This is a genomic window from Streptomyces sp. NPDC001890 (assembly GCF_042891445.1).
Taxonomy (GTDB): Bacteria; Actinomycetota; Actinomycetes; order Streptomycetales; family Streptomycetaceae; genus Streptomyces.
In genome coordinates this window covers 139,782-165,836 of record NZ_JBIATE010000019.1, presented here as the reverse complement: position 1 = coordinate 165,836, position 26,055 = coordinate 139,782, and the positions used below count along the sequence as shown (strand labels likewise).

21 protein-coding genes are annotated in these 26,055 nt (G+C 72.1%); 6 read left to right on the top strand and 15 right to left on the bottom strand.

Going from position 1 to position 26,055, the window contains the following annotated elements; translation table 11 throughout:
- Window positions 1–21 precede the first annotated feature (21 nt).
- Genes ACFYY1_RS32880 through ACFYY1_RS32860 form a run of 5 tightly spaced genes read right to left on the bottom strand, consistent with a single transcriptional unit; the run spans window position 22 to window position 5,227 of the window.
- A complete protein-coding gene (locus ACFYY1_RS32880; protein WP_388592077.1) occupies window positions 22–894 on the bottom strand; it encodes a glycosyltransferase family 2 protein in 873 nt (290 codons plus the stop codon).
- Window positions 895–902: 8 nt separating this feature from the next.
- Window positions 903–1,682, bottom strand: a complete 780-nt coding sequence (locus ACFYY1_RS32875; protein ID WP_388592047.1) for a CDP-alcohol phosphatidyltransferase family protein — start codon at window positions 1,680–1,682, stop codon at window positions 903–905.
- Complete coding sequence (locus tag ACFYY1_RS32870) at window positions 1,660–2,721, bottom strand: iron-containing alcohol dehydrogenase family protein (RefSeq protein ID WP_388592045.1); 1,062 nt, start codon at window positions 2,719–2,721, stop codon at window positions 1,660–1,662. The genes ACFYY1_RS32875 and ACFYY1_RS32870 overlap by 23 nt, the downstream gene beginning before the upstream one ends.
- Complete coding sequence (locus ACFYY1_RS32865; RefSeq protein WP_388592044.1) at window positions 2,709–3,461, bottom strand: sugar phosphate nucleotidyltransferase; 753 nt, start codon at window positions 3,459–3,461, stop codon at window positions 2,709–2,711. Before ACFYY1_RS32865 ends, ACFYY1_RS32870 begins: the two co-directional genes overlap by 13 nt.
- Complete coding sequence (locus ACFYY1_RS32860; RefSeq protein ID WP_388592075.1) at window positions 3,458–5,227, bottom strand: DUF5941 domain-containing protein; 1,770 nt, start codon at window positions 5,225–5,227, stop codon at window positions 3,458–3,460. Before ACFYY1_RS32860 ends, ACFYY1_RS32865 begins: the two co-directional genes overlap by 4 nt.
- A 439-nt stretch (window positions 5,228–5,666) precedes the next feature.
- Here ACFYY1_RS32860 and ACFYY1_RS32855 point away from each other — a divergent pair, with 439 nt between their 5' ends.
- The 3 genes from ACFYY1_RS32855 (at window position 5,667) to idi (ending at window position 8,828) form a co-directional block, all read left to right on the top strand.
- A complete protein-coding gene (locus tag ACFYY1_RS32855) occupies window positions 5,667–6,608 on the top strand; it encodes a cation diffusion facilitator family transporter (protein WP_388592042.1) in 942 nt (313 codons plus the stop codon).
- A gap of 210 nt (window positions 6,609–6,818) precedes the next feature.
- The gene (locus ACFYY1_RS32850; protein ID WP_388592040.1) at window positions 6,819–8,087 is read left to right on the top strand and encodes a bifunctional class I SAM-dependent methyltransferase/N-acetyltransferase; all 1,269 of its coding nucleotides are present in this window, start codon (window positions 6,819–6,821) and stop codon (window positions 8,085–8,087) included.
- Between the two features lie 147 nt (window positions 8,088–8,234).
- Window positions 8,235–8,828 (top strand): isopentenyl-diphosphate Delta-isomerase, encoded by a 594-nt coding sequence (gene idi, locus ACFYY1_RS32845; RefSeq protein WP_388592038.1) that lies wholly within the window; start codon window positions 8,235–8,237, stop codon window positions 8,826–8,828.
- A gap of 39 nt (window positions 8,829–8,867) precedes the next feature.
- Here idi and ACFYY1_RS32840 read toward each other — a convergent pair whose 3' ends face one another.
- A complete protein-coding gene (locus ACFYY1_RS32840) occupies window positions 8,868–9,323 on the bottom strand; it encodes an ATP-binding protein (RefSeq protein ID WP_266727948.1) in 456 nt (151 codons plus the stop codon).
- Between the two features lie 135 nt (window positions 9,324–9,458).
- Window positions 9,459–10,082, bottom strand: a complete 624-nt coding sequence (locus ACFYY1_RS32835) for an HdeD family acid-resistance protein (protein WP_388592036.1) — start codon at window positions 10,080–10,082, stop codon at window positions 9,459–9,461.
- Window positions 10,083–10,162: 80 nt separating this feature from the next.
- Between ACFYY1_RS32835 and ACFYY1_RS32830 the strand changes: the two genes are divergently transcribed.
- Window positions 10,163–10,921, top strand: coding sequence for an enoyl-CoA hydratase/isomerase family protein (locus tag ACFYY1_RS32830; RefSeq protein ID WP_388592034.1), 759 nt, complete (start codon window positions 10,163–10,165; stop codon window positions 10,919–10,921).
- Between the two features lie 17 nt (window positions 10,922–10,938).
- Here ACFYY1_RS32830 and ACFYY1_RS32825 read toward each other — a convergent pair whose 3' ends face one another.
- Complete coding sequence (locus tag ACFYY1_RS32825; RefSeq protein WP_388592032.1) at window positions 10,939–11,574, bottom strand: DJ-1/PfpI family protein; 636 nt, start codon at window positions 11,572–11,574, stop codon at window positions 10,939–10,941.
- Between the two features lie 62 nt (window positions 11,575–11,636).
- Window positions 11,637–12,599 (bottom strand): GlxA family transcriptional regulator, encoded by a 963-nt coding sequence (locus tag ACFYY1_RS32820; RefSeq protein ID WP_388592030.1) that lies wholly within the window; start codon window positions 12,597–12,599, stop codon window positions 11,637–11,639.
- A gap of 134 nt (window positions 12,600–12,733) precedes the next feature.
- On the opposite strand from ACFYY1_RS32820, the gene ACFYY1_RS32815 reads away from it, so the two are divergent.
- Together ACFYY1_RS32815 and ACFYY1_RS32810 are read left to right on the top strand one after the other, a co-directional pair.
- The gene (locus ACFYY1_RS32815; RefSeq protein ID WP_388592029.1) at window positions 12,734–13,597 is read left to right on the top strand and encodes a hypothetical protein; all 864 of its coding nucleotides are present in this window, start codon (window positions 12,734–12,736) and stop codon (window positions 13,595–13,597) included.
- 308 nt (window positions 13,598–13,905) lie between these two features.
- Window positions 13,906–16,314, top strand: coding sequence for a Tex family protein (locus ACFYY1_RS32810; RefSeq protein ID WP_388592027.1), 2,409 nt, complete (start codon window positions 13,906–13,908; stop codon window positions 16,312–16,314).
- A 219-nt stretch (window positions 16,315–16,533) separates the two neighbouring features.
- Here ACFYY1_RS32810 and ACFYY1_RS32805 read toward each other — a convergent pair whose 3' ends face one another.
- The 6 genes from ACFYY1_RS32805 to ACFYY1_RS32780 all read right to left on the bottom strand — a co-directional run bounded on the left by ACFYY1_RS32805 (window position 16,534) and on the right by ACFYY1_RS32780 (window position 25,827).
- Window positions 16,534–17,742, bottom strand: a complete 1,209-nt coding sequence (locus tag ACFYY1_RS32805) for an amidohydrolase family protein (protein WP_388592026.1) — start codon at window positions 17,740–17,742, stop codon at window positions 16,534–16,536.
- Between the two features lie 103 nt (window positions 17,743–17,845).
- On the bottom strand, window positions 17,846–18,505 hold the full coding sequence (locus ACFYY1_RS32800) for a GntR family transcriptional regulator (RefSeq protein WP_388592024.1): 660 nt from the start codon (window positions 18,503–18,505) through the stop codon (window positions 17,846–17,848).
- Complete coding sequence (locus ACFYY1_RS32795) at window positions 18,502–19,977, bottom strand: chlorohydrolase family protein (RefSeq protein ID WP_388592023.1); 1,476 nt, start codon at window positions 19,975–19,977, stop codon at window positions 18,502–18,504. Before ACFYY1_RS32795 ends, ACFYY1_RS32800 begins: the two co-directional genes overlap by 4 nt.
- A 240-nt stretch (window positions 19,978–20,217) precedes the next feature.
- A complete protein-coding gene (locus tag ACFYY1_RS32790) occupies window positions 20,218–21,855 on the bottom strand; it encodes an ABC-F family ATP-binding cassette domain-containing protein (RefSeq protein WP_356087411.1) in 1,638 nt (545 codons plus the stop codon).
- A gap of 81 nt (window positions 21,856–21,936) precedes the next feature.
- Entirely contained in the window at window positions 21,937–23,700 is a 1,764-nt protein-coding gene (locus tag ACFYY1_RS32785; protein ID WP_388592021.1) for a BCCT family transporter, read from the bottom strand.
- Between the two features lie 132 nt (window positions 23,701–23,832).
- Window positions 23,833–25,827 carry a Xaa-Pro dipeptidyl-peptidase gene (locus tag ACFYY1_RS32780; RefSeq protein ID WP_388592019.1) on the bottom strand — a complete coding sequence of 665 codons (1,995 nt, stop codon included), beginning with the start codon at window positions 25,825–25,827 and terminating at the stop codon, window positions 23,833–23,835.
- Window positions 25,828–26,055: the final 228 nt, after the last annotated feature.

Genomic DNA, 26,055 nt, shown 5'->3' with positions numbered 1-26,055 from the left:
ATGCTCTCAGAGGAGAGCTTCTCAGATCACCGGAGGTCGGCCGAGTCTGGTCAGCCGCCACACCGTGCGCCATTTCATCGGACGGCGGGTGCCGCACGGCGTCGCCCAGCCCTCCCGGAAGCCGCCGAGCCAGGCCTTGAGCGCCGGGCCCGACGGCCTGCGGACCAGGGTGAGCAGCAGCCACACCCCGAGGTAGACGGGGATCAGCGGTGCGGGCAGATTGCGACGGGCCAGCCAGACCCGGTTGCGGGCCACCATGCGGTGGTACACCGCGTGCCGCGAGGGGGCGGTCGTCGGGTGGTCGAGGACCATGTCCGCGCGGTAGTCGATCATCCAGCCGGCGTCCAGCGCCCGCCAGGCGAGGTCGGTCTCCTCGTGCGCGTAGAAGAACTCGCCGGGCAGCGGTCCGACCTCGGCGATGACCTTGGTCCGTACGGCGTTGGCGCCGCCCAGGAACGTCGTCACGCGCGAGGAGCGCATCGGATCGGAGGCGCGCAGCCGCGGCACGTGGCGGCGCTGCGTGACCCCGGTGTCCGGGTCGGCGATGCGGAAGCTGATGATGCCGAGAGCGGGATCCGCCTCGAAGGCCCGCCTGCAGAGCTCGGCGGTGTCCGTGAGCGGCAGCAGCCCGTCGTCGTCGAGGAAGAGCAGGGCGTCCACGTCGGCGCCGGACGGGCCGAAGGCCTCGATCCCGACGTTCCGGCCGCCGGGGATGCCCAGGTTCTCGGGCAGCTCGACGGTCCGCACGCCCGCGGGGACGTCCGGCACGGGGGCGCCGTTGCCGACGACCACCACCTCGATCCGGTCGCCGTCCTGCCGGGCGACCGAATCGAGGAGGGCGCGGAGCTCGTCGGGACGGTTGCCCATCGTGATGACGACCGCGCCGAGCTTCATGGGCGTGCTCACTTCAGCCTGCTCGACGCCAGGATCGACACGAGGTGCAGAAGCGTCTGGAGCAGCGCGATGCCGGCCAGCACCGCGACCATGAGACGGCTGAAGAACAGATCGTCGCGGACCGCGTCCAGGACGGCCGCCACCAGGACGACCAGGGACGCCTCGACGCCGAGGATGAGCCGGTGGAACTTGAGCGCGCCGGCGGCCCGGCGGGCGAACGCCATGCCGGACGAGCGCGGCTCCGAGGCGGCCTCCTTGACCGGCGGCAGCCCGCCCTGGTGGCGGGCGACGCCGACGAGGTCGGTCTCGGCCTTGATCAGGATGGCGCCGAGCGCCGCGAGCGTGCCGAGGAAGGCCCAGAGCCAGTCGATCCGCCCGCTGCCCCACAGGTCGGCGGCGCGCAGGCCGAAGCCGACCAGCACGGCCGCGTCGCAGAGGTACGCGCCGACCCGGTCCAGGTAGACCCCGCCCAGCGAGAACTGCTTCTTCCAGCGGGCCACCTCGCCGTCGACGCAGTCCAGCAGCAGGTAGAGCTGGACCGCGAGCACGCCGAGCAGGGCGCCGGGGATGCCGGGCACGAGCAGGGCCGGTGCGGCGAGCACGCCCGCGATCGTCATCACGTAGGTCAGCTGGTTGGGCGTGATCCGGGTGTTCACCAGGTGCCGGTCGATGCGCAGCGAGATCTCGCGCATGTAGAGCCGACCCGCCCAGTGCTCACCACTGCGCCGGTCCTTCACACCCGGCGGGTGCACGACCGGACGGAGTTCAGCTATGGATGGCTTTTGCATAGTCGGCGTACGCGTCCCTGATCTGGTCGGTGGACAGGTTGAGGTGTTCCAGGATCGTGAAGCGCCCCGGCCGGGTCTGCGGGGCGTAGTCGACGGCCTGGACGAACTCGTCGGCGGTGAAGCCGATCTCTTCGGGCAGGACCGGCAGCCCGTGGCGGCGCAGGGTGGCCGCCATGTGCAGCGACTCCTCGCGGGCGCCGCGCAGATACATGGCGAAGCAGGCGCCGAGGCCGACCTGCTCGCCGTGGCTGGCCGCGCGCTTGGGGTACAGCAGGTCGAAGGCGTGGTTGATCTCGTGGCAGGCGCCGGAGGCCGGGCGGGAGTCCCCGGCCACGGACATCGAGATGCCGGTGAGCACGAGGCCCTCGGCCAGCACCTTGAGGAAGGCGTCGTCGGCGATCCCACCGGGGTGGCGCAGCACCGCCTCGCCCGCCTGCCGGGCCATGGCCGCCGCGAGTCCGTCGATCTCCTCGCCCTTGACCTCGTGGGCGAGCTCCCAGTCGGCCACGCACGAGATGTTGGAGACCGCGTCGCCGATGCCGGAGCGCACGAAGCGGGCCGGTGCCTGGCGGACGATGTCGAGGTCGATGACCACGGCGATCGGGGTGGGTACCCCGTAGGATCCCCGGCCGTTGTCGTTGTCGAGCGTCGCGACGGGTGAACAGAGGCCGTCGTGGGCGAGGTTCGTCGCCACCGCGACCATGGGCAGCCCGACCCGCGCCGCCGCGTACTTCGCCACGTCGACGATCTTGCCGCCGCCGAGGCCGACCACGGCGTCGTACCGGTTGCCCTTGATGTCGTCGGCCAACTTGACCGCCGAATCGAGGGTGCCGTCGCTCACGGAGTACCAGTGGGCGCCGGGCAGCGCGGGGGTCAGCCGCTCGCGCAGGGCCCGTCCCGAGCCGTCGCTTATCGCGACGGCGAGCTTGCCGGAGGCGGAGATCCGCTGGTCCGCGAGGAGGCCGGCCAGATCGTCCAGGGCGCCGCGACGGATGTCGACGACGACCGGGGACGGGATGAGCCGGGTCAGTACTGGCACGCGATCTCACGGCCCTTCGCGAGGTCGTCGTGGTTGTCGATCTCCACCCACGTGACTTCGCCGATGGGGGCCACGTCGACGGTGAAGCCGCGGTTCACGAGCTCCTGGTAGCCGTCCTCGTAGTAGAGGTCGGGGTCGCGCTCGAAGGTCGCCCGCAGGGCGTCCGCGAGCTCCTCGGCGGCCTCGGGCTCGATGAGGGTGACGCCGATGTACTCGCCGGTCGCGGTGGCCGGGTCCATCAGCTTGGTGATGCGCCGCACACCCTTGCCGTCCTCGGCGATGACCTTCATCTCCTCGTCGGCGAGGTGCTTCACCGTGTCGAGGGCGAGGATGATCTTCTGGCCGTCGCCCCGGGCGGCGAGCAGGGTCTTCTCGACGGAGACCGGGTGGACGGTGTCGCCGTTGGCCAGGATCACACCGCGCTTGAGCACCTCACGGGCGCACCACAGGGAGTAGGCGTTGTTCCACTCCTCGGCCTTGTCGTTGTCGATCAGGGTGAGGGTCACCCCGTACTTGGCCTCCAGCTCGGCCTTGCGGTCGTACACGGCTTCCTTGCGGTAGCCGACGACGACGGCGACCTCGGTGAGACCTATCTCCGCGAAGTTGGCCAGCGTGAGGTCCAGCACGGTCTTCGCAGCGCCGTCCTGTTCAGGGCCCACAGGCACGAGGGCCTTCGGAAGCGTGTCGGTGTAGGGGCGCAGACGCCGTCCTGCACCGGCTGCCAGTACGAGGCCGATCATGCGGGTTCTCCTTCGTCGTGAACGGCGGGTGCTCCGGAGGACACCCAGAAGCGGATGGACTCCACGAGCACCACCAGTGCCACCGCCACCGCGAGCGCGGTGAGTGCCACGGTGAAAGCCGAATGCTGAGTGAATACGGCGGCGAGTACGGCCACCACCAGGGTGCGGCCCTCGTGCCCACCGATCGTGCGCACCAGCCACCGGGGCGGCGCGCCGGTGCCGCCGCGAATGCGGTACACCGTGTCGTAGTGATGGTAGGCGACGGCCGAGACCAGCCCGAAAGCCGCCGGAAGGGCGCCCGGGACATCGCTGCGGGCCGCGAGGATCAGGACGGTGCAGTACTCGGCCGCCCTGAATATCGGGGGCACGAGCCAGTCCAGCGCGCCCTTGAGCGGGCGGGAGACGGCCATTCCGGAGAGCATCGCGTAGACCACCGCCGCCAGGATGGTGTGCCAGCTGCCGAAGGGCTGCGACAGCGCGGAGGCGATCATGAGCACCCCGGCGAGCAGGGCCGTGACCGGGGCGCCCCAGCTGCCGCCGAGCCGGGGCCCGAAGGCGGCGGCGGCCTCGGCCAGCGGGCCGGAGTCGGCGAGGTCCGCGAGGGCCTGGGCGGCGCGGTCGGTGCGCTCGGCCTTGCGGGTCAGCGAGCGCAGCAGCCGGCCGGCCGTGGTGTAGCAGGCGGCGAAGGCGCAGCCGACGAGCAGGGCGTAGAAGACGATCCGGGGCGTGGTCACCGCGGTCAGTACCGCGATCATCGCCCAGCGCTCACCGATCGGCAGCACGATCATCCGGCGCGCCCAGACGGTCCAGCCGACGCTGTCGAGCCGGTCGGAGAGCGCTGCCGTGGGGCTGGAGTTGGCGACCGCGTCGTGGTTGGCCTCGTTGAACGAGAAGTCGATGACGTGCCGGCAGGCCTGGAGCACCATCGCGCCCAGGGCCAGCGCCCATACGTCGTCGCCGCCGCGGGCGGCGCCGAGCGCGAGGCCCGCGTAGTAGGCGTACTCCTTGGCCCGGTCGAAGGTGGCGTCCAGCCACGCGCCCATCGTCGAGTACTGGAGCGAGTAGCGGGCGAGCTGCCCGTCGGTGCAGTCCAGGACGAAGGAGAACAGCAGCAGCAGCCCGGCCGCGATGTAGCCGCCGCGGGTGCCGGTCGCCGCGCTGCCGGCCGCGACCAGCGCGGTCAGCAGGGACGCGGTGGTGACCTGGTTCGGCGTGAGGCCGCGGCGGGCGCACCAGCGGGCGATGTAGCGGGAGTACGGGCTGATGAAGAACGTGGTGAAGAAGCCGTCGTGGGCCTTCACCGCGCTGCGCAGCCGCACGGCCTCGTCGTCGACCGAGGCGGTGGCGCTCTCCGCCTCGGCGCGCGCGGACGCGTCCGTCGGCACGGCCGCGACCAGCGAGCCCAGCTCGGGGCGCTGCACCGCGGTGCCCTCGGCGTCCATGGTGACGGCGAGCCGGCCCGGCACGGTGCGGTCGGTGACCGGTGCGGTGGACGGGCCCGTGGGCAGGCCCGCGCCGACGGCCTCGGCCGTGGTGTCCAGGGCCCGGACGAGCGCGGGGCGCGCCTCCGGTTGCGCGGTGAGCGCGCCGGGGACGGTGGCCGCGGGGAAGCGGGGGTCGGTCAGTCCGAGCCGGAGGGCGTGGACATGGCCGACGAAACGGGGGTCGACCAGTGCGACCCGGCGGTCGGCGGGGACGGCCGAGAGCAGCCGTGCGGCCTCGGTCACATCGGCGGCGACCTGTACGTCGAAGCCCAGTGACCGCAGGTCGTCCGCGAGCGACGACCCGGGTACCGGTGCACCGGTGAGGATGGCGGTCGACAGACGAACTCACTCCTTGGTGCTGACGGGGTCGGCGCGCGACTGTGCGGCCCGGATGCGGGCCGGCGGCACGTCGGCAGAGGCTATCGGATGAACGGAAGCGCGAGTTCACCGACCGTTTGCGCCCCGTTCGGGGTGGACCGGCATCATCCGGCGCCGCCCGCGATCATCATCGTCGATCGCTGCCTCGCCTGACAAAACGCGTCGGTACGGCCCCGGCCCGGCCTGCCGCGACACCCTCCTGACCTGCAAGCATTTCCGCAGGTCAGAGCATATGACAACGGTGTTCAGTGCCGTGTTGCCGGATACCCCCCACCCGTAGTTCACTGGCAGTGCCCCGGGCCGACCGCGTCCGGGACCGCGAGACGACCGGGAGGCGTTCCCCATGGGGGCAGGGCACGACCACGGGCACACACACGGCGGGCCGCCGCCCACCGGCACGGCAGCCGCCGCGTACCGGGGACGGTTGCGCATCGCGCTCTGCATCACGCTCACCGTGATGGTCGTGGAGATCGTCGGCGGGGTGCTCGCCGACTCGCTCGCCCTGATCGCCGACGCGGCCCACATGGCGACCGACGCCCTCGGCCTGGGCATGGCGCTGCTGGCGATCCACTTCGCCAACCGCCCGGCCGGGGTGAACCGCACCTTCGGCTACGCCCGTGCCGAGATCCTGGCGGCACTGGCCAACTGTCTGCTGCTGCTCGGGGTGGGCGGCTTCCTGCTCTTCGAGGCCGTCGAGCGCTTCATCACCCCGGCCGAGACCAGGGGCGGGCTGACGATCGCCTTCGCCCTGGTCGGCATGGCCGCCAACATGGTCTCGCTGTCGCTGCTGATGCGCGGGCAGAAGGACAGTCTCAATGTGCGCGGCGCCTATCTGGAGGTGCTCGCGGACACGCTCGGCTCGTTCGCGGTGCTGGTCTCGGCGGGGATCATCCTGGCCACCGGCTGGCAGGCCGCCGACCCGATCGCCTCGCTGGTCATCGGCCTGATGATCGTCCCGCGCACCGTGAAGCTGCTCAGGGAGACGCTCAACGTGCTGCTGGAGTCGGCGCCCAAGGGGGTCGACATGGCGGAGGTGCGCGCCCACATCACCGCGCTGCCCGGTGTGCTGGACGTCCACGACCTGCACGCCTGGACGATCACCTCGGGCATGCCGGTGCTCTCCGCCCATGTGGTGGTGCGCCAGGACATGCTCGACTCGATCGGCCACGAGAAGCTCCTCCACGAGCTGCAGGGCTGCCTCGGCGACCATTTCGACGTGGAGCACTGCACCTTCCAGCTGGAGCCGAGCGGCCATGCCGAGCACGAGGCGAAGCTCTGTCACTGAGGGTCCCCTCCGGCGGCGCCGTGTAGGGTATTCGCAGAGGCGTTCGGCCTCCCCCTGTGCGAGAGAGGAGCTGAGGTTGATGACCGTCGCGAAGGCGCCCACCCGGCGCGGCATCCGGTCCTTCCTCATCTCCCGGGTTCTCGGCTAGCACCCCGACTCGCAACGGGTCGACCCGTTGGCCGGAGCCCTCGTACACCAAGGGTTCCCACGTTGACCGACAACGATCACGCCGTCCGTACCGAGGCGTTCTTCTCCCTGCACCACGGCCTGCCCCGGCAGTCCCCCGGCTCCGATGCCACCACCCGGCGGCTGCTGGGGCTCACCGGCCCGTTGCCGCGCCGTCCGCGCGTCCTGGATCTGGGCTGCGGGCCCGGCCGTGCCGCGCTGCTCCTCGCCGCCGAGGCGGGTGCCGAGGTGACCGCCGTCGACCTCCACCAGCCGTTCCTCGACGAACTGCGCGAGGCGGCCGGGGCCCGCGGGCTCGGCGACCGTGTCCGTACGGTCCGGGCCGACATGGCGGAGCTGTCCGGCCCCGACTTCCCCGACGGGTCGTTCGACCTCGTCTGGGCCGAGGGGTCGGCGTACCTCATCGGTTTCGACACCGCTCTGCGGGACTGGAAGCGGCTGCTCGCCCCGGGCGGCTCCCTGGTCGTCAGCGAGTGCGTCTGGACGACGGACGCGCCGACGCCCGAGACGCGCGCCTTCTGGGAACAGGAGACGTCGATGCGCCCCGTGGCGGACAACGCCGCGGCGGCGGTCGCGGCCGGCTACCACGTCCTGGGGTCGCTGGTGCAGCCCGACAGCGACTGGGACGAGTACTACGTCCCGCTCGCCGAGCGCGTCGAGGCCGCCGAGGCGTCCGCTCCCGGCATGGCCTGGGCGCTCGCGGCGACCCGCGAGGAGCTGGCCATGCGGCGCGACCACGGCGCGGAGTACGGCTACGCCGGCTACGTGCTGCGCCCCGCCGACCCCCGCTGGCCGACCCGGCCGGAGACCGCGGCGGACACGGCAGCCGTGCATGCCGTCAACGCCGCCGCGTTCCCGACGCCGGACGAGGCGGCTCTCGTCGACGCGCTGCGCGCGGACCCGGCGGCCTGGCTGCCCGGCCTCGCCCGGGTGGCGACGGACGGCCCGGACGGGGACGTCGCCGCGTACGCGCTGCTGACCCGGTGCCGGGTCGGGGACGTACCGGCGCTCGCGCTGGCCCCGGTGGCCACGGTCCCGGAGCACCAGCGTCGCGGTGCGGGGCAGGCGGTGGTGCGCGCGGCGCTCGACGCGGCGAGGCTGGGCGGCGAGTCACTCGTCCTGGTGCTCGGTCATCCCGAGTACTACCCGAGGTTCGGCTTCGTACCGGCGTCGCGGTACGGGATCCGGCCGGGCTTCGACGTCCCGGACGAGGCGATGATGGCCCTGGTACTGGACGAATCCGTGCCGGTCCCGCAGGGCACGATCCGCTATCCGGCCGCCTTCGGCGTCTGACGTACCGTCCGGTCCCGCCGCGCGTCACGGTGCGGCGGGACCGGACATGCCAGACCCCGCGGTGCGGACAAGCGGCTTTTGTACGGCAGACTTGACCGGAATCGACGGGACCGGCGCACCGGGCCGGGACCATAGCGAAGGATGGGTATGCCGACCACACCAGCCACCGCGGCGCACAGCTCGTCGAACGGCACAGCAGAAGCGATCATGCTCGAACTGGTCGACGAGGACGGCACCACCATCGGTACGGCGGAGAAGCTCGCCGCCCATCAGCCACCCGGTCAGCTGCACCGCGCCTTCTCCGTGTTCCTCTTCGACGAGCAGGGCAGGCTGCTGCTCCAGCGCCGTGCGCTCGGCAAGTACCACTCCCCCGGTGTCTGGTCGAACACCTGCTGCGGCCACCCCTACCCCGGTGAGGCGCCCTTCGCCGCCGCCGCCCGGCGTACGTACGAGGAGCTCGGCGTCTCGCCCTCCCTGCTGGCCGAGGCGGGCACGGTCCGCTACAACCATCCGGACCCGGCCTCGGGCCTGGTGGAGCAGGAGTTCAACCATCTCTTCGTGGGCATGGCGCAGGACCGGCTCGACCCGGACCCGGAGGAGGTCGGCGAGACCGCTTTCGTGACGGCCGACGAGCTCGCCGAGCGGCACGCCCGGTCGCCGTTCTCGGCCTGGTTCATGACGGTGCTGGACGCCGCGCGTCCGGCGATCAGGGAGCTGACGGGACCGTCCGCCGGCTGGTGACGGACGGACGGCACCGGGGGCGCCGTCGGGTACGGGCGGTCAGGGGCGCGGGGTCAGCGGCAGCGCCGCCCAGATGATCTTTCCGCCGCCTGCGGTGTGCTCCACGTCGCAGGCCCCGCCCGCTTCCCGGGTGATCTCCCGGACCAGCAGCAGACCGCGTCCGCCGGTCTGCGCGTAGTCCGTCTCCAGGGCCGTCGGCCGGTAGGGGTGGTTGTCCTCGACGGACACCCTGATCCACTCCTCGCCGACGGCCACCTCGACGGCCAGCTCCGGCGAGAGCAGCGCGGCGTGCTTCACCGCGTTGGTGACCAGCTCGGAGACGATGAGCAGCAGCCCCTCGGCGACATCGTCGTCCAGCGGCACGCCCTGGCGCTTCAGCAGATCACGCACCGCGTGCCGGGCCTGCGGTACGGATACGTCCACGGCCGGAGCGGTGAACCGCCAGACTCCCTCGTACGGGACGGGCCGGGCGGGGACACTCCCGCGGCTCTCCATAGTCCGGTACCCGCTCTCCACTCGATGGTGACTGCACGTCGAGTACAGAGTGCGGGGCGTAGTTGGTCCGGACCGTGCCACTGAACAGAATTCAGCCTCTATCGACGAATTTTGACCGGACAGAACGCCGAAGGCTCAGCCTTTGGACCGTTTCTGTTCGTCTCCTCGGGGTTGGTCGGGCAGCTCGCCGGTCACACTCTGTTCCGAGACCATCGAGACGATGCGGCGGCCGCCCACCCCCATCGCGATCAGGCCGAGGCCGTCGAAGAGCAGCGCCAGCGAGAAGAAGAGGCCCAGTACGTAGAGGCTGCTGTGCGGCCAGTCGAAGAGCACCAGCAGCCCCAGCAGCAGGCCGAAGGCGCCTTGCAGCAGCGTCCAGCCGAACTGCGGGCCGCGCACCACGACGCTGCCGACCAGGCGGAACACCCCGCCGGTCAGGAAGAGCAGCGCGGCGAACATGGTCAGCGCCTCGGCGGTGCCGTGCGGGTGGCGGATGACGACGATCCCGGCGGCGATGTTCAGCGCGGCCACCACGACACCCAGCCAGAAGAAGTCGCTGCCGCGGGAGTCGATGGCGTGCAGCAGTCCGACGAGGCCGCCGATCAGCAGCAGCCAGCCGAACAGGATCATCGAGGTGAGCGTCGCGACGCCGGTGTAGACGAGACCGACCAGACCGGCCACGACGAGCAGGCTGCCGAGCAGGGTGAGCCAGCCGAAGCTGCGGCTCAGTCTCCTGCCCTCGGTTGCGGGATCTGCCACGGGAAGCTCCTCACGGTGCGTACCTGGTCCCGGACCCCTTCTTGATCATAGGTTCGAACCGTACGGATAGCATCCGGCACATGGACCGTACGGAACCCGGGCTGGAGCACACCGTCGCGGACGGCGTCGCCACCGTCGTGATCAGCAATCCCGCCAAGCGCAACGCGATGACGGCGGCGATGTGGAGCGCGCTGCCCGGTCTGCTGGAACGGCTGGCGGCCGATCCCGCGGTCCGGGTGCTGGTGCTGACGGGCGCCGGGGACACCTTCTGCGCGGGTGCGGACATCTCCTCGCTCCGGGACCCGGCGGGCGACCCGCAGGCGCTCGCGGTGGCGGCCGAGGAGGCGCTGGCCGCGTTCCCCGGGCCGACCCTCGCGGTGATCCGGGGCTACTGCGTGGGCGGCGGCAGTCAGCTGGCGGCCGCCTGCGACCTGCGGTTCGCCGAGGAAGGGGCGTCCTTCGGTGTCACGCCGGCCAAGCTCGGCATCGTGTACGCCGCGTCGTCGACCCGGCGGCTGGTGGCGCTGACCGGCCCGGCCACCGCGAAGCACCTGCTGTTCTCCGGCGAGCTGATCGACACCGCACGGGCGCTGCGTACCGGTCTGGTCGACGAGGTGCTGCCGGCCGGCGAGCTGGAGAAGCGGGTCGAGGCGTACACCCGGACCCTGACCGCCCGCTCGCGGCTGACGCAGGCGGCGGCGAAGGAGTTCGCCGACGGGCGCCGGGACCGGGACGCGCACTGGGCGCGGCAGGCACGCCGCAGCGGCGACACCGCCGAGGGTGTCGCCGCCTTCCTGGAGCGGCGCGAGCCCCGCTTCACCTGGACGACCGGGGCCTGACGGCCCGCGCCCGCGCGCTACTGGAGGAGGTAGTGGCGCTGGGCACGGAACTTCTCGACCATCGCCGCCGGGGCCTTCTCCGGCGAGCCCGCGTCGTACGGCGGCTGCGGGTCGTACTCGGTCAGCAGCTGTACGGCCAGGGCGTGCTCGTCGCCCGCGATCCGGCCCGCCAGCGTGAGCCCCATGTCGATGCCGGAGGAGACGCCCGCCGCGGTGACGTACTTGCCGTCGACGACGACCCGCTCGCCGGTCGGCTCGGCGCCGAGCCCCTTCAGTACGTCCAGCATGAGCCAGTGCGAGGTGGCCCGGCGGCCGGTCAGCAGTCCGGCCGCGGCGAGCAGCAGCGAGCCGGTGCAGACGGAGGTGGTCCAGGTGCTGGTGGCATCGGCGGCGCGCAGCCAGCCGAGCAGCTCCTCGTTCTCCATCAGGTCGCGCTGGCCGGGGCCGCCCGGCACCACCACCACGTCGGGCGCGGGCACCTGCGCGAAGGTCTTGTCGGCGACGAGCGTGAGGCTGCCGGTGTCGTTGCGCACGGGGCCGGTCCGTTCGGCGACGAACACGGTCTCGGCGCCGGGGGTGCGGGCGAGCATCTCGTGCGGGCCCACCGCGTCGAGTGCGGTGAAGCGGTCGAAGAGGACGATGGCGATCTGCATGGGTTCCCTTTCACGTTCGCGGTCGATCTCACGGTCGCGGTCGGTCGGGTGCGGGTCGGCGGTCAGCCGGCCGCGGGTTGGGCGCGGAAGCGCCGGCGGTATTCGGCGGGGGCGGCGCCCAGGGCCTTGATGAACGCGCGGCGCATGGCCTCCGGGGTGCCGTAGCCGCAGGCGCGCGAGATGCCGGTGACACCGTCGGTGGTGTCCTCCAGCAGCCTGCGGGCCTGTTCCAGGCGTACGCGGTCGACGTATCGGCCCGGTGTGAGGCCCGTCTCCGCCCGGAAGGCGCGCGCGAAGTGCCGGGGCGAGAGGCGGGCACGGGCGGCGAGCGCCTCGACGCAGAGGTCCTCGCCGGGGTTCTCGGTGATCCAGTGCTGGACCTCGCGCAGGGGTTCGCTCCGGGCGGTCTGGGCGGAGAGCTGGGCACTGAACTGGGCCTGGTTGCCCGGCCTGCGCAGAAAGACCACGAGGTGCCGGGCGACGGTGAGCGCGATGTCCCTGCCGTGGTCCTCCTCGACCAGCGCGAGGGCCAGGTCGATTCCGGCGGTGACCCCGGCGGAGGTGGCCAGCCTGCCGTCGCGTACGAAGATCGGGTCCGGATCGACCTCGACGGCCGGGTGGGTGCGGGCGAGGTGGTCGCAGACCGACCAGTGCGTGGTCACCCGGTGCCCGTCCAGCAGTCCGGCCCCGGCGAGCAGCAGCGCGCCGGTGCAGACGGAGACGAGCCGTTCGGCGTGCGGGGCGTGTTCGCACAGCCAGTCGACGAGCGCCGGGTCGGGGTCGCGGGTGCCCTCGCCGCCGGGGACGAGCAGGGTGTGGGGCGGTTCGGCGTCGGCGAGGCTGCTGTCCGGGACGAGGACGAGGCCGCTGCAGGTGCGGACCGGGGCTCCGTCGAGCGAGGCGGTGCGCAGTCCGTACCCGGCCCCGGGGAAACGGGAGGCCCCGGCGAAGACCTCCACCGGCCCGGTGACATCGAGGCTCTGGACGCCGTCGTAGAGGACGACGAGTACGGATCGCTGCGTCATGACCGCCATCCTGGTCGGCCCCGGTCATGGCCGCAATGACGAGGAACCCACCTTTCCTGCCATCGCGCGGTGATCGCGAACCCGGCGCCGTACCGGGGTTACCTCGCGTACCGACCAGTCGGTAATGTGACTGTATGAGTACTCTGCCGCCGCGCGCCGGACGCCGCTGCCACAACGCCATCAACCCGCTGCACTCGACGGTCTACTTCTCCCCCGACCTCGGCAAGGAACTCGGGGAGCTCGGCATCGACGACTCGAACGCCGCCTACTTCGCCGCGCGTTCGGCGGCGATGGGTGCCGTCGGACCGGGCGCGGTCACCGCCGCGTTCTACAACTTCAACCACGACCTCGTCGCCCGGCATCTGCCCGCCGTGTGGTCCGTGGCCTCGCCGCAGGCGGTCCTGGACGCCCGGCTGCGCGCCGCCGACACCACCCTTCGCCGGCTGCTGGGCGAGGAGATCATCGCCTCCCCGGAACTGGCCGAGGCGGCTGAGCTCGCACTGCGCGCCGCCGAGGCGTGCACCCGACACGCCCGGCCGCTCTACGCCGCCCACGCCGATCTCCCGGTGCCCGAGCAGCCGCATCTGGCGTACTGGCACGCCGGCACACTGCTGCGGGAGCACCGCGGCGACGGCCATCTCGCCGCGCTGCTGACCGCCGGGCTCGACCCGCTGGAGGCCCTGGTCAGCCACACGGCGACCGGCAAGGGGATGTCCCCGCGCTGGGTGCTCGCCACCCGCGGCTGGCACCGCGACGACTGGGACGCGGCGTACGAGCGGCTGCGCGGGCGCGGACTCCTGGACGCCGAGGGCGAGTTGACGCAGGCCGGTGTCGCGCTCCGCGCGGAGCTGGAGGAGGCCACGGACCGGATGGACGCGGCACCGTACGAGCACCTGGGCGCCGAGGGTGTGGAGCGGCTGACCGAGCTGGCACGCGGGTTCCTGTTCACGGCGGCTTCGGCGGGCGCGTTCCCGGACGGCCTCATCGGCAAGGACTGATCAGCCGCCCCGCCCGATCCGTACGACAGGCCCTGGGGTGGCCGGGCGACACGGCGCCCGGCCACCCGGCACAATGCAGGCGAAGGGGCCCGGGGCCTCTCGTTCGGATCGGGCCGGATCAGGGAGCGGGGTCCGGTGCCGTGCATCGCAAGGCGGAGGAGGGAGTCGACGCGGGGCGTCGGCGACCGACGACAACGCGGCGAGGTGCGGCACCGGGGCACGCGAGCCCGGCGTGATCCGAACGGAGGGCCCCGGCCCCGGCAGGCACAGCCAGTAGAGCCAGTACGAGAAGGCGAGTCGGTAGAACCGTGACGACGTCCATCGAAGGCAGGATCGCCGAGGAGCTCGGCGTACGCGAACGGCAGGTGAAGGCGGCCGTCGAGCTGCTCGACGGCGGGTCGACCGTGCCGTTCATCGCGCGCTACCGCAAGGAAGCGACCGAGATGCTCGACGACGCGCAGCTGCGCACGTTGGAGGAGCGGCTGCGGTATCTGCGCGAGCTGGAGGACCGCCGGACGGCGATCCTCGACTCGGTGCGCGAGCAGGGCAAGCTCGACGAGGCGCTGGAGGCGCAGATCCGCGCAGCCGACACCAAGGCGCGCCTTGAGGACATCTATCTGCCGTTCAAGCCCAAGCGGCGCACCAAGGCGCAGATCGCCCGGGAGGCGGGGCTCGAACCGCTTGCCGACGGCCTGCTCGGGGACCCTTCGGTGGAGCCGCTCGCCGCTGCCGCCGCCTTCGTCGACGCCGACAAGGGCGTCGCGGACGGCGCGGCGGCGCTGGAGGGGGCCCGTGCCATCCTCACCGAGCGGTTCTCCGAGGACGCCGATCTGATCGGTGAGCTGCGTGAGCGCATGTGGACGCGCGGGCGGCTGGCCGCCAAGGTGCGGGACGGCAAGGAGGAGGCGGGCGCGAAGTTCGCCGACTACTTCGACTTCGCCGAGCCGTTCACCGCGCTGCCCTCGCACCGGGTGCTCGCGATGCTCCGGGGCGAGAAGGAGGACGTGCTCGACCTGGTCATGGAGCCGGAGGAGCCCTCGGACACCCCCGGTCCGTCGACGTACGAGAACATGGTCGCCCGGCGCTTCGGCGTGGCCGACCGCGGCCGCCCCGGCGACAAGTGGCTCGGCGACACCGTGCGATGGGCGTGGCGGACCCGGATCCTGGTGCACCTCGGGATCGATCTGCGGCTGCGGCTGCGCACCGCGGCGGAGGACGAGGCGGTACGCGTCTTCGCGTCGAACCTCCGCGATCTGCTGCTCGCCGCGCCGGCCGGGACGCGGGCCACGCTGGGGCTCGACCCCGGTTTCCGTACCGGGGTGAAGGTCGCCGTCGTCGACGCGACCGGCAAGGTCGTCGCGACGGACGTCATCCACCCGCATGTCCCGGCCAACAAGTGGGACCAGTCGCTGGCCGCGCTGGAGCGGCTGGCGAAGGCCCACGACGTCGACCTGATCGCGATCGGCAACGGCACGGCGTCCCGTGAGACCGACAAGCTGGCCGGTGAACTCATCGACAAGCACCCGGAGTTGAAGCTCACCAAGGTGATGGTCTCCGAGGCGGGCGCGTCCGTGTACTCGGCGTCGGCCTTCGCCTCGCAGGAACTCCCCGACATGGACGTGTCGTTGCGCGGGGCGGTCTCCATCGCGCGGCGGCTGCAGGACCCGCTCGCCGAGCTGGTGAAGATCGATCCGAAGTCGATCGGGGTCGGCCAGTACCAGCACGACCTGTCCGAGGTGAAGCTGTCGCGCTCGCTGGACGCGGTCGTCGAGGACTGTGTGAACGGTGTCGGCGTCGACGTCAACACCGCGTCCGCGCCGCTGCTTTCGCGGGTTTCGGGGATCGGCTCGGGGCTCGCCGAGAACATCGTCGCCCATCGCGACGCCAACGGCCCCTTCCGGTCCCGCAAGGCGCTCAAGGACGTGGCGCGGCTGGGCCCGAAGGCGTACGAGCAGTGCGCGGGCTTCCTGCGCATCCGGGGCGACGACCCGCTGGACGCGTCGAGCGTGCACCCGGAGGCGTATCCGGTGGTGCGGGCGATGGTGAAGCGGACCGGCGGCGACGTCGCCTCGCTGATCGGCAACACCGGGGTGCTGCGCTCGCTGCGGGCCGACGACTTCGTGGACGAGAAGTTCGGTCTGCCGACGGTCTCCGACATCCTGAAGGAGCTGGAGAAGCCCGGACGCGACCCGCGGCCCGCGTTCAAGACGGCCACCTTCAAGGAGGGCGTCGAGAAGATCGGTGATCTCGCGTCCGGCATGGTGCTGGAGGGCGTCGTCACCAATGTCGCGGCGTTCGGCGCGTTCGTGGACATCGGTGTGCACCAGGACGGCCTGGTGCACGTGTCGGCGATGTCGCGGACGTTCGTGAAGGACCCGAGGGACGTCGTGAAGCCGGGCGACATCGTGAAGGTCAAGGTCATGGATGTCGACGTGGCGCGGAAGCGGATCTCGCTGACGCTGCGGCTGGACGACGAGGCCGCGGCGGGTGCGGGCACCCAGGGCGGCGGCCAGCGGCGCGAGCGCGGTGAGCGCGGCGGTCAGGGCGGACGGCCGCCGAGGCAGCGCCAGGGGCAGGGCGGCCAGGACCGCGACCGGCGCGGTGGCGGCGGTGGCGGCTCCGCCCGACAGGCGCCGGCACCGGTGAACAGCGCGATGGCGGACGCGCTGCGCCGGGCCGGACTGACGGACCCGGACCAGGGCGGCCGGAGGCGGTAGCCGTAGCGGCAGCAGTACCGGCACTCGTCCGGCAGCCCGGTGCCCGACCCGGCCGAGCAGCGGGGCCGCAGCCGGATCGTGCTCGGCGGTGACCTGCCCAGCCCGCTGGACCCGCCGCCCGGCTGCCACTTCCACACCCGGTGCCCGCCGGCCACCGACCGGTGCCGGAGCCCGTCCACCGCGTGGTGGACGGGCTCCGGCGCGTGTACCCGGGGTGGGTCAGCCGACGAGCTCCAGTCCGTCCGCGACGACGCGGCCGGCGTGCAGCACCGTGCGGTCGCCGCTGCGGTCCATCACGGCGGACACCACGGTCTCGCCCTCGACCAGCAGCAGGTCGGCGCTGTCGCCCACCGAGACGCCGGGCCGGTCGGCCACCGAGGTCAGGCGCGGCAGCTCCGGGTGCAGGATCGAGGCGCCGCCACGGCTCGCGACGGCCATGCAGTGCTCGATCAGTTCGTCGGCGCGGTAGCGGTTGGTGAAGGCGAGCTGCCAGGTGCGGTCCAGCATGTCCCCGTTGCCGTACGGCGACCAGAAGTCGCGCTGGCCGTCCTCGCCGAGGCCGATCCGCACCCCGGCGGCCGTCAGGTCGGCCAGCGGCAGCGCCCGGTGCTGCGCGGGGGCGACGGTCGCCATCGCGATGTCCAGCTCCGCGAACTCCTCGATCAGCCGGCGCGTCGTCGCCTCGTCGACACCGCCGAGGTCGTACGCGTGCGAGAGCGTCACCTGGCCGGCCATGCCGAGGGCGCGCACCCGCTCCAGGATCAGGTCGACGCTGAACACGCCCAGCGGGCCGGGCTCGTGGAGGTGGATGTCGACCGGTGCGCGGTGGCGCTCGGCGAGGTCGAAGATGATGTCCAGGTGGCGCACCGGGTCCCGGTCGAGGGTGCAGGGGTCGATGCCGCCGACGACGGCCGCGCCCGCGGACAGCGCCCGGTCCATCAGCTCCGGCACGCCCTTCTCCTTGAGCAGGCCGGCCTGCGGAAAGGCCATGATCTCGACCTCGCACCGGTCGGCGTGCGCCTCCTTGGCGGCGAGCACGCCCTCGAACCGCTCCAGGCCGCAGTCCGCGTCGATCTGCGCGTAGCTGCGGACCCGGGTCGTGCCGCGCTCGATCATGCGGCCCAGGGTGTACGTGGCCCGCTCGGCGACGCTCCATTCGTCCTCGCGCCAGTGGGCGCGGTCGTTCATGGTCATGGCCCAGACGCCGGGGGCGCCGGTGTGCGGGCGGAAGGGCAGCCCGATGCGGGTGGAGTCCAGGTGGCAGTGGACGTCGGAGAACGACGGCAGGGCGAGCCGTCCCCGTCCGGCCACGGTGTCACCGGTCACGGCACGGTCCGGATCGTGCGGGGTGAGCGCCGTTATCGTGCCGTTCTCGATCTCGATGTCGCACGGCTCGCCGCCCCAGGGGCGGACATTCGTGATCAGCATGGGGTGGATCTCCTTGTCTCGGGCGCCGGTGCGCGGTGATCGGGCTCCGGTGCACGGCTCTCCGGCGGGGTCCGTCCGGTGGGGTCCGTCCGGCCGTCGTCGGTCACTCGGCCGGAAGGACCTCGGCCAGGGCCGCCAGGGAGGGGCCGCGGCCCCTCTCGATGTGCGCGTAGGCGAGGGCGTCGGCCAGGTCGGGCTTGCCCGCGTGGATCGCGGCGCAGATGTCCTGGTGCTCGGTGCACTGGACGCGCGGTTCGAGGCCGCCGGTGAGGGTGAACAGCCACTGCACCAGGCCGAGCGACGGCTGCAGGGCGTCCTGGAGCAGCCGGTTCCCGGTCATCGCGACGATCTCCGCGTGCAGGGCGGTGTTGGCGGCGGGGATCGACTGCATGTCACCGCACCGGGTGGCGTCCTCGGCCGCTTCCATGAGTTCCCGCAGCCGCTCACCGCCGCGGCCGGCGGCGCATGCCTCGGCGGCCCTGCGCGCGGCGAACACCTCCAGGCTCAGCCGGAGGTCGAAGAGTTCGGCCACGTCGCGGAGCGAGAGGTTGCGCACGGAGGCGCCGCGACGGGGCGAGATCAGCACGAGCCCCTCCCCCGTCAGCCGGGTGAGCGCTTCGCGGACCGGGATGCGGGACACCCCCAGGGCGTCGGAGAGTTCGCGTTCACGCAGCCGCGAGCCCGGCGGGTACGCGCCGCCGAGGATGCGGGAGCGGATCGTCCGCTCGGCGTGCGCGACGTGGGACGTACCGGCTCCGGTCATGAGCGGCCCGCCTCGAACGGCGGGAACGTCGGCGGGAACAGTTCCCGGGCGCCGCGCCGGAGCACGTCTCGCTCGCTGTACGCCTCGCGCATCCGGTCGAAGAGGCTCTGGGCGCGCTGGCGCAGGTTCACCAGGTCGATGCCGGGGATCCGGCCGTCGGTCATGACCGGGCGTCCCGCCACCACGGAGTGGGTGGCCTGGCGGGCGGTGCCGTTCAGCAGGAAGGTGCGGACGGGGTCGTCCCGGACGCCGTCGCGGATGTCGTCCAGCCGGAAAGCGACCAGGTCCGCCTGGGCGCCCGGCTCCAGCCGCCCCAGGTCGGTGCGGCCCAGTGCGCGGGCGCCGCCGAGGGTGGCCGCCTCGACGTAGTGCTCGGCGGGCGCCGCGTCCGCGCGGCCGTCGACGACCTTGGCGAGGTGGACGCCGAGGTCCATGCCCCGGATCAGGTCCGGCGGGAAGGAGTCGGTGCCCAGGCAGAGGTTGACGCCTGCCCGCCGGTACGCACCGAAGGAGTGCAGCACCTGGCCGTAGCGCAGGGAGGTCTGCGGGCAGTGGATGACCGAGACGTCCGCCGCCGCGAGCGTCGCCAGGTCGCCGCGGTCCTCGCCGTGCACCTCGGGATGCCGGTCGATCACGATGCCGTGCGGTACGAGGAGCCGGGTGTCCAGCAGCCCGGTGCGTTGGAGCAGTTGGAGCGGGGTGGTGCCGTGCAGCTCCCGCACCAGGTTCCGTTCCGTCGTCCCCTGCAGGCAGTGGAGCCGTACGAGGACGTCGCGGCGGAGCGCGACCGCGGCGGTCTTCCGCATGAGCTCGTCGGTGAGGGTCTCGATGCGGCAGGGCAGCAGCACCCCGTTGACCAGCGGGTCGTCCAGTGCGGCCGCGTGATCGAGGAAGCGCACGGCGTCCCGGAACCCCTCCCGGCCGCGGTCCTCGTCGAACGCGACGCCGCGGCTGCCGTCGGGCAGCGTGACATTGACGCCGGAACGGTAGGCGGGCCCCAGATAGCCCCGCAGGCCGATCCGCCTGGAGGTCCGCGCCATGTCGACGAGCTCGTCGTACGGCTCGGCCCAGGCGCTGTGGACCTCCGAGGCGATGGGCATGTAGGTGGTGATGCCGTGCAGCGCGAGCTGGACGAGCGCGTACTCGCGTACGGTGGCCCGTTCCGCCGGTGTGAAGACGTCGTGGCGCCGGTCGGTGAAGTACTCCTGCGACCAGAGCAGTCCGCCCTCGGTCTCCTGCGACGCCCAGGAGTCCAGGACGAGATGGTCGATGTCGGTGAGGGCGTCCAGGTCGATGAGGCCCGGCATCACCAGCGTCTCGCCGAGGTCCAGTTCCTCGTCGACCGGGCCGTCGTACCGCCTGCCGACGTAGGCGATCGTGTCGCCGTCCCAGACGATCTCGCCGTCGCGCAGCAGCGCGTGCCCGCCGTCGCGATGGGCGAGGATGTGGGTGGCGCGCCAGCGGGTACGCACAGGGCCTCCTGCGGATGCGGTGTCGGGGCCGTTGGGCCGGACGGCGGTCCTTGGCTGTGCCGACACTAGCACTTGGCATACCAAATTCCGCCACCACCGAGGAGTGCGGGCGCGACGCCGGTATTGACCGGCGGACAGAGGTTCGGAATCGGGAAATGCGACCCCTTTGGGATACCAGAAAGGGTAGTTGTTCGCCCGGACCCCGGGCACCGGGCCGCCGGCGACGGCCCGGTGCGGGGCTCAGAGCTCCGTGACCCGGCCCGCCGCCACTTCGACCCGCCGGGTGGTCCGTACCGCTTCCAGCATCCGCCGGTCGTGCGTGACCAGCAGCAGCGTTCCGGTGTACGAGTCGAGCGCGGATTCCAGCTGCTCGATCGCGGGCAGATCGAGGTGGTTCGTGGGCTCGTCGAGCACCAGGAGGTTGACGCCCCTGCCCTGGAGCAGGGCGAGCGCCGACCGGGTGCGCTCCCCCGGGGAGAGCGTCGTGGCGGGGCGCATCACATGGTCGGCGCGCAGGCCGAACTTGGCGAGCAGCGTGCGCACTTCGGCCGGTTCGGTGTCGGGCACGGCGGCACAGAACGCTTCCAGGAGCGATTCCGAGCCGTGGAAGAGCTTGCGCGCCTGGTCGACCTCGCCGACCACCACGCCCGAGCCGAGCGCGGCGTGGCCGGAGTCCAGCGGGAGGCGGCCGAGCAGGGCGGCGAGCAGGGTGGACTTGCCCGCTCCGTTGGCGCCGGTGATGGCGACCCGGTCCGCCCAGTCGATCTGCAGCGACGCCGGGCCGAAGGCGAAGTCTCCGCGTACGGCCTGTGCTTCGCGCAGGGTGGCCACGACCGAGCCGGAGCGGGGTGCGGCGGCGATCTCCATCCGCAGTTCCCACTCCTTGCGCGGTTCCTCGACGACATCGAGCCGTTCGATCATGCGCTGGGTCTGCCGGGCCTTCGCGGCCTGCTTCTCGCTCGACTCGCTGCGGAACTTGCGGCCGAGCTTGTCGGAGTCGGTGGCCTTGCGGCGGGCGTTCTTGACGCCCTTGTCCATCCAGGAGCGCTGCATCTGGGCGCGCCCTTCGAGGGCGGCGCGCTTGTCGGCGTACTCCTCGAACTCCTCGCGGGCGTGCCTGCGGGCGCGCTCGCGCTCCTCCAGGTAGGCCGCGTAGCCGCCGCCGTACAGATTGATCTGCTGCTGGGCCAGATCCAGTTCGAGGACCTTGGTGACCGTGCGCATCAGGAATTCGCGGTCGTGGCTGATGACCACGGTGCCCGCGCGGAGCCCCGAGACATAGCGCTCCAGCCGCTCCAGGCCGTCCAGGTCGAGGTCGTTGGTGGGCTCGTCGAGCAGGAAGACGTCGTAGCGGGAGAGCAGCAGGGAGGCGAGGCCCGCGCGGGCGGCCTGGCCGCCGGAGAGCGCGGTCATCGGCAGGTCGAGGCCGACGGTCAGCCCGAGCTCGGCGGCGACCTCGTCGGCGCGTTCGTCCAGGTCGGCGCCGCCGAGGGCCAGCCAGCGCTCCAGTGTCTCGGAGTACGCGTCGTCCGCGCCCGGCGCTCCGTCGACGAGGCCCTGCGTGGCCTCGTCCATGGCGGCCTGGGCCTCGGCGACGCCGGTGCGGCGGGCCAGGAACTCCCGCACCGTCTCACCGGCCCGCCGTTCCGGCTCCTGCGGCAGGTGGCCGACGGTGGCGGTCGGCGGGGAGAGCCGCAGCTCGCCCTCCTCCGGCCGGTCGAGCCCGGCGAGGAGCCGGAGCAGGGACGATTTTCCGGCGCCGTTGACTCCGACGAGACCGATCACGTCACCGGGCGCGACGACGAGGTCGAGTCCGGCGAAGAGTGTGCGGTCGCCGTGTCCGGCGGCGAGGTCCTTGGCGACGAGAGTGGCAGTCATCAGGGTGCCGATCCTAATCGGCGCCGGGGGCCGGACCGCCCGGCCGGTCGTGCTCCGGCCGGACGGCGGGTGCCTCGGCCGTCAGCCGGCCGGTTCGTCCGCGCCGGAGGGGCCGGGTTCCGGTCCGTGGTCCTGGTGGAGCCCGGTGGTGACCTGGCTGCCGCCCGGTCCGATCCGGATCTCGAAGTCACCGGCGTACTTGGCGTGCCCTTCGATGACCGCGGACTCGACGGCCTCCACACCGAATTCGCGCCGCACGATCAGCGGGTCCTGGCGCAGGTCCCGCAGCAGGGCCACGCACATGCCGACCATGACGACGGTGAACGGCGCGGCGACCAGGATCGTCAGGTTCTGGAGCCCGGCGAGCGCGTCGCCCTTCCCGTTGCCGATGAGCAGCATGATCGCGGCCACGGCTCCGGTGACCACGCCCCAGAAGACGACGACCCACTTGGCGGGTTCGAGGATGCCCTTCTGGGAGATCGTGCCCATCACGATGGAGGCGGCGTCGGCGCCCGAGACGAAGAAGATACCGACCAGGATCATCACCAGCAGGCTCGTCACCGTGGCGATCGGGAACTGCTGGAGCACTCCGAAGAGCTGTGCCTCCTGGGTGACGGCACCGCCGAGCTTGCCGGCCTCCTGGAGGTTGATCGCCGTACCGCCGAAGATCGCGAACCACACCAGGCTGACGGCGCTGGGCACCAGGATGACGCCGCCGATGAACTGGCGGATCGTCCGGCCGCGGCTGATCCGGGCGATGAACATGCCGACGAAGGGCGTCCAGGAGATCCACCAGGCCCAGTAGAAGACGGTCCAGTTGCCGAGCCACTCGGCGACGTCGCCCTTGCCGGTCGCCTCGGTGCGTCCGGCGAGCTGGGCCAGATTGCCGAAGTAGGCGGCGATCGAGGTGGGCAGCAGGTCGAGCACGATGATGGTGGGGCCCGCGATGAAGACGAAGGTGGCGAGGATCAGGGCGAGGACCATATTGGTGTTGGAGAGCCACTGGATGCCCTTTTCGACGCCGGAGATCGCCGAGGCGACGAAGGCCACGGTCAGCACGGCGATGATCAGGACCAGGAGCCCGGTGCCGGTCTTCTCCTTCCAGTGCAGTTCGTGGAAGCCGCTGCCGATCTGGAGGGCGCCCAGGCCCAGTGACGCGGCGGAGCCGAAGAGGGTCGCGAAGATGGCGAGGATGTCGATCAGCCGGCCGAGACCGCCGTGGGCGTGCCGGGCTCCGATGAGCGGCTCGAAGACGGCACTGATCGTCTGCCGGCGGCGTCGGCGGAAGGTGCTGTACGCGATGGCCAGACCGACCACGGCGTAGATCGCCCAGGGGTGGAGCGTCCAGTGGAAGAGGGTGGTGGCCATCGCCGTCTGCATCGCTTCGGCGGCGTCGGCGGGATGGGTGCCGGGCGGCGGGCTGGTGAAGTGCGCGAGCGGCTCGCTCACCCCGTAGAACATCAGGCCGATGCCCATGCCCGCGCTGAACATCATGGCGACCCAGGAAACGGTCCGGAATTCGGGCTCCTCCCCCTCCTGGCCGAGGGCGATCTTGCCGTAGCGGCTGATGGCGAGCCAGAGGGCGAAGACCACGAAGCCGGACGCGGCGAGCATGAAGGCCCAGCCACCGTTGTGGATCAGCCCGTCGAGCATGGCGCTGGAGATGTTCTGCAGCGAGTCGGTGGCGGTGGCCCCCCAGACCACGAAGGCGAGGGTGAACACGGCGGTGACGCCGAACACCACCCGGTCCGTCGTGGGGTGCCGGTTCTGGGCCGGGTCGCCGGGGAGGTCCGCCGTCACCGGCAGGTCCCCCCGGTCGCCCGTTCTCTGTTCGTCCTGCGACACGGATGGCACCTTTCACGGAAGCAATGTGTTCGCTCTCCGTAGGCAGTACCACACGCAGCGCTCACTCCCGTGGACCAACAAGCGGTGCGAAGGGCCCCTCTCGGGAAGGGCCGTTCGCGGCCGGGCGGTCCGTTACGGGTGGCTGCCGCCCGGTACGCGGGCGGCGGGCCGCGGCGGGGTGACGCCCCGTACGCCGTCCGCCCGGGGCGTGGCCGTGGCCGCCCCGGAGCCCTCGGTGGCCCGTACGAAGGCATCGGTGCCGCCGACGAGCGGCAGCTTCGCGAAGGTGCGGGCCAGGTCGAGGGTGAGGGTGGGCGTGGAGTCCGGCGGGTCGATGAGGTACCGGTCGGTGCCGGCGACGATCAGGGCGAGGCGGTGTCCGGCCGGGACGACGTGGTCGGTGGCCGCCAGGTCGATGGTGAGCGTGACGGCCCGGCCCGGGGTGAGGGGGCGGCCCCGGTGCGCGTCGGCGTACGTGCCGAGGTCGGCCCAGCCGCGGCTGACCACGGTCCGGTCGACAGTGGTGGTCCGGGCCTCGGTCTCCTTGAAGCAGGAACTGTCCCCGGTGGTGCTCGCGCCCCAGCAGCTGCGGGTGGTGAGGGTGCTGATGCCCTCGCCGGAGGAGCCGTAGTCGCGGATGGTGGCGGGGCCGAGGTCCACGAGGACCGCGGAGAGATGGGCGGTCGTCGTGGTCGGGGTGGCGGTGACGGTCACCGCGGACGAGCCGGAGAGCCTCAGATCGGTGGTGAGCGGGGCGGTGCGGAACCCGGCCTTGGCGCTCGTGGTCCGGTCCAGGTCGTCGGCCCACCGGGTCTCGTCCTGCGCCGGATCGTCGGTGAACGTCTCGGTGGCGCCGGGACGGGCGGGCTTCAGGGCCAGGGTGCCGACGCCCGGCGCGTCGCCGGTACCCGGGCGCACGGTGGTGGCCCGGGTGGTGCGGGGCGGCCAGACGCGGTCGGTGGACCACTGGTCGGGGTGGCGTTCGATGTCGGCCATCGACTCACGGTCGATGCCGTTGTCGTAGCCCAGGAGGTAGTGGTCGAACCAGCGGTGCAGCGTGTCGACCCAGGCGGCGCGCCGGAAATCGAACGGGTCGACGTGTCCGGTCTGGGAGAGCCAGATCTTCCGCTCCACGCCCTGGTCCGCGAGCGCGTCCCACCACTGGCCGAGGTGCTTGGTACGGACGTTGAGGTCCTGCATGCCGTGCACGGCGAAGACGCTGGCACGCACCTTGCGGGCGTCCTTCACGTAGTCGCGCCCGGTCCACAGCCCCGTCCAGTCACCGGTGCGCGGCGCCCCGTCGACCAGCCGCTGCTGGACGGCGGCGCAGCGGTCGCGCGCCCCGGGGCTCTCCACGTAGCCGGAGAGCCAGTCGGGGCCGCTGTCGTAGAGCGGTGCGCCCTGGGCGAAGTAGTAGTCGTACCAGGAGGAGATGGCGCCGATCGGCACGATGGTGCGCAGCCCTTCGACACCGGTCGCCGCGACTCCGTTGGCGACGGTGCCGTCGTAGCTCTTGCCGATCATTCCGGTGCGGCCGTTGGACCAGCCGGCCGAGGCACGGGCGTCGCCGGTGCGGGTGGTGTAGGCGCGGGCGCGGCCGTTGAGCCAGTCAATGACGGCCTTGGCGGACTGCACGTCCGAGCGGCCGCCGACATCGACGCAGCCGTCTGAGCGGTTGGTTCCGGCCAGATCGACGGCGACGAAGGCGTAGCCGCGCGGCACGAAGTAGTTGTCGTAGTGGAGCGGGAACTGCACGGGCCGGCCGTCGGCGTCGTAGGTCTTGAGCTGGCTCTCGTTGCCGCGTCCGCAGCAGGAGTAGTACGGGCTGGCGTCCATGATCACAGGGATCTTCCGGCCCTGCCGGGCGGGTTCGCGCGGCCGGACGATGTCGGCGGCGACGCGGTCGCCGCGCCCGTCCCCGTCGCCGTCCAGTCCGGTGTCGACCCAGACCGATTCACGGACGGCGTCCCCGTACGAGTAGACGGGTTCGCTCTTCGGCGGCCGCTCCTTCCCGGGGCTCGCGCCCTGGGCGCCCACGGGTGGGAGCAGGACGGCCATCAGGGCGGCGACGGCCGCCACCACCAGCGATCTGTACCTCGAACGGGGGCCCAGCGCACGAATCGGCATGGGCGGAAGGTACCCCGGCCAACACCCGGGCGACAGAGGGCGATCAGCGACCGGAATGGCATGATCATGGCGCAAAGCGGACGGCCGGGAGTGGCGGCCGAATGGCGATCGTGTGACAGCTGCGGCCATGGACACCCCTGTTGCGGCAGTCGCTGAATAGTCTCGGCACGACGGTTCGAAAGATCACCCTGACGGTTCGAAAGATCACTCGCCCGACGACTTGGAGCA

Excerpts from the sequence above, each read along its gene's own strand:
- ACFYY1_RS32880 (WP_388592077.1), bottom strand. The coding sequence starts at position 894 with ATGAAGCTCGGCGCGGTCGTCATCACGATGGGCAACCGTCCCGACGAG.
- ACFYY1_RS32875 (WP_388592047.1), bottom strand. The coding sequence starts at position 1,682 with ATGCAAAAGCCATCCATAGCTGAACTCCGTCCGGTCGTGCACCCGCCG.
- ACFYY1_RS32865 (WP_388592044.1), bottom strand. The coding sequence starts at position 3,461 with ATGATCGGCCTCGTACTGGCAGCCGGTGCAGGACGGCGTCTGCGCCCC.
- ACFYY1_RS32855 (WP_388592042.1), top strand. The coding sequence starts at position 5,667 with ATGGGGGCAGGGCACGACCACGGGCACACACACGGCGGGCCGCCGCCC.
- idi (WP_388592038.1), top strand. The coding sequence starts at position 8,235 with ATGCCGACCACACCAGCCACCGCGGCGCACAGCTCGTCGAACGGCACA.
- ACFYY1_RS32840 (WP_266727948.1), bottom strand. The coding sequence starts at position 9,323 with ATGGAGAGCCGCGGGAGTGTCCCCGCCCGGCCCGTCCCGTACGAGGGA.
- ACFYY1_RS32830 (WP_388592034.1), top strand. The coding sequence starts at position 10,163 with ATGGACCGTACGGAACCCGGGCTGGAGCACACCGTCGCGGACGGCGTC.
- ACFYY1_RS32825 (WP_388592032.1), bottom strand. The coding sequence starts at position 11,574 with ATGCAGATCGCCATCGTCCTCTTCGACCGCTTCACCGCACTCGACGCG.
- ACFYY1_RS32820 (WP_388592030.1), bottom strand. The coding sequence starts at position 12,599 with ATGACGCAGCGATCCGTACTCGTCGTCCTCTACGACGGCGTCCAGAGC.
- ACFYY1_RS32815 (WP_388592029.1), top strand. The coding sequence starts at position 12,734 with ATGAGTACTCTGCCGCCGCGCGCCGGACGCCGCTGCCACAACGCCATC.
- ACFYY1_RS32805 (WP_388592026.1), bottom strand. The coding sequence starts at position 17,742 with ATGCTGATCACGAATGTCCGCCCCTGGGGCGGCGAGCCGTGCGACATC.
- ACFYY1_RS32800 (WP_388592024.1), bottom strand. The coding sequence starts at position 18,505 with ATGACCGGAGCCGGTACGTCCCACGTCGCGCACGCCGAGCGGACGATC.
- ACFYY1_RS32790 (WP_356087411.1), bottom strand. The coding sequence starts at position 21,855 with ATGACTGCCACTCTCGTCGCCAAGGACCTCGCCGCCGGACACGGCGAC.
- ACFYY1_RS32780 (WP_388592019.1), bottom strand. The coding sequence starts at position 25,827 with ATGCCGATTCGTGCGCTGGGCCCCCGTTCGAGGTACAGATCGCTGGTG.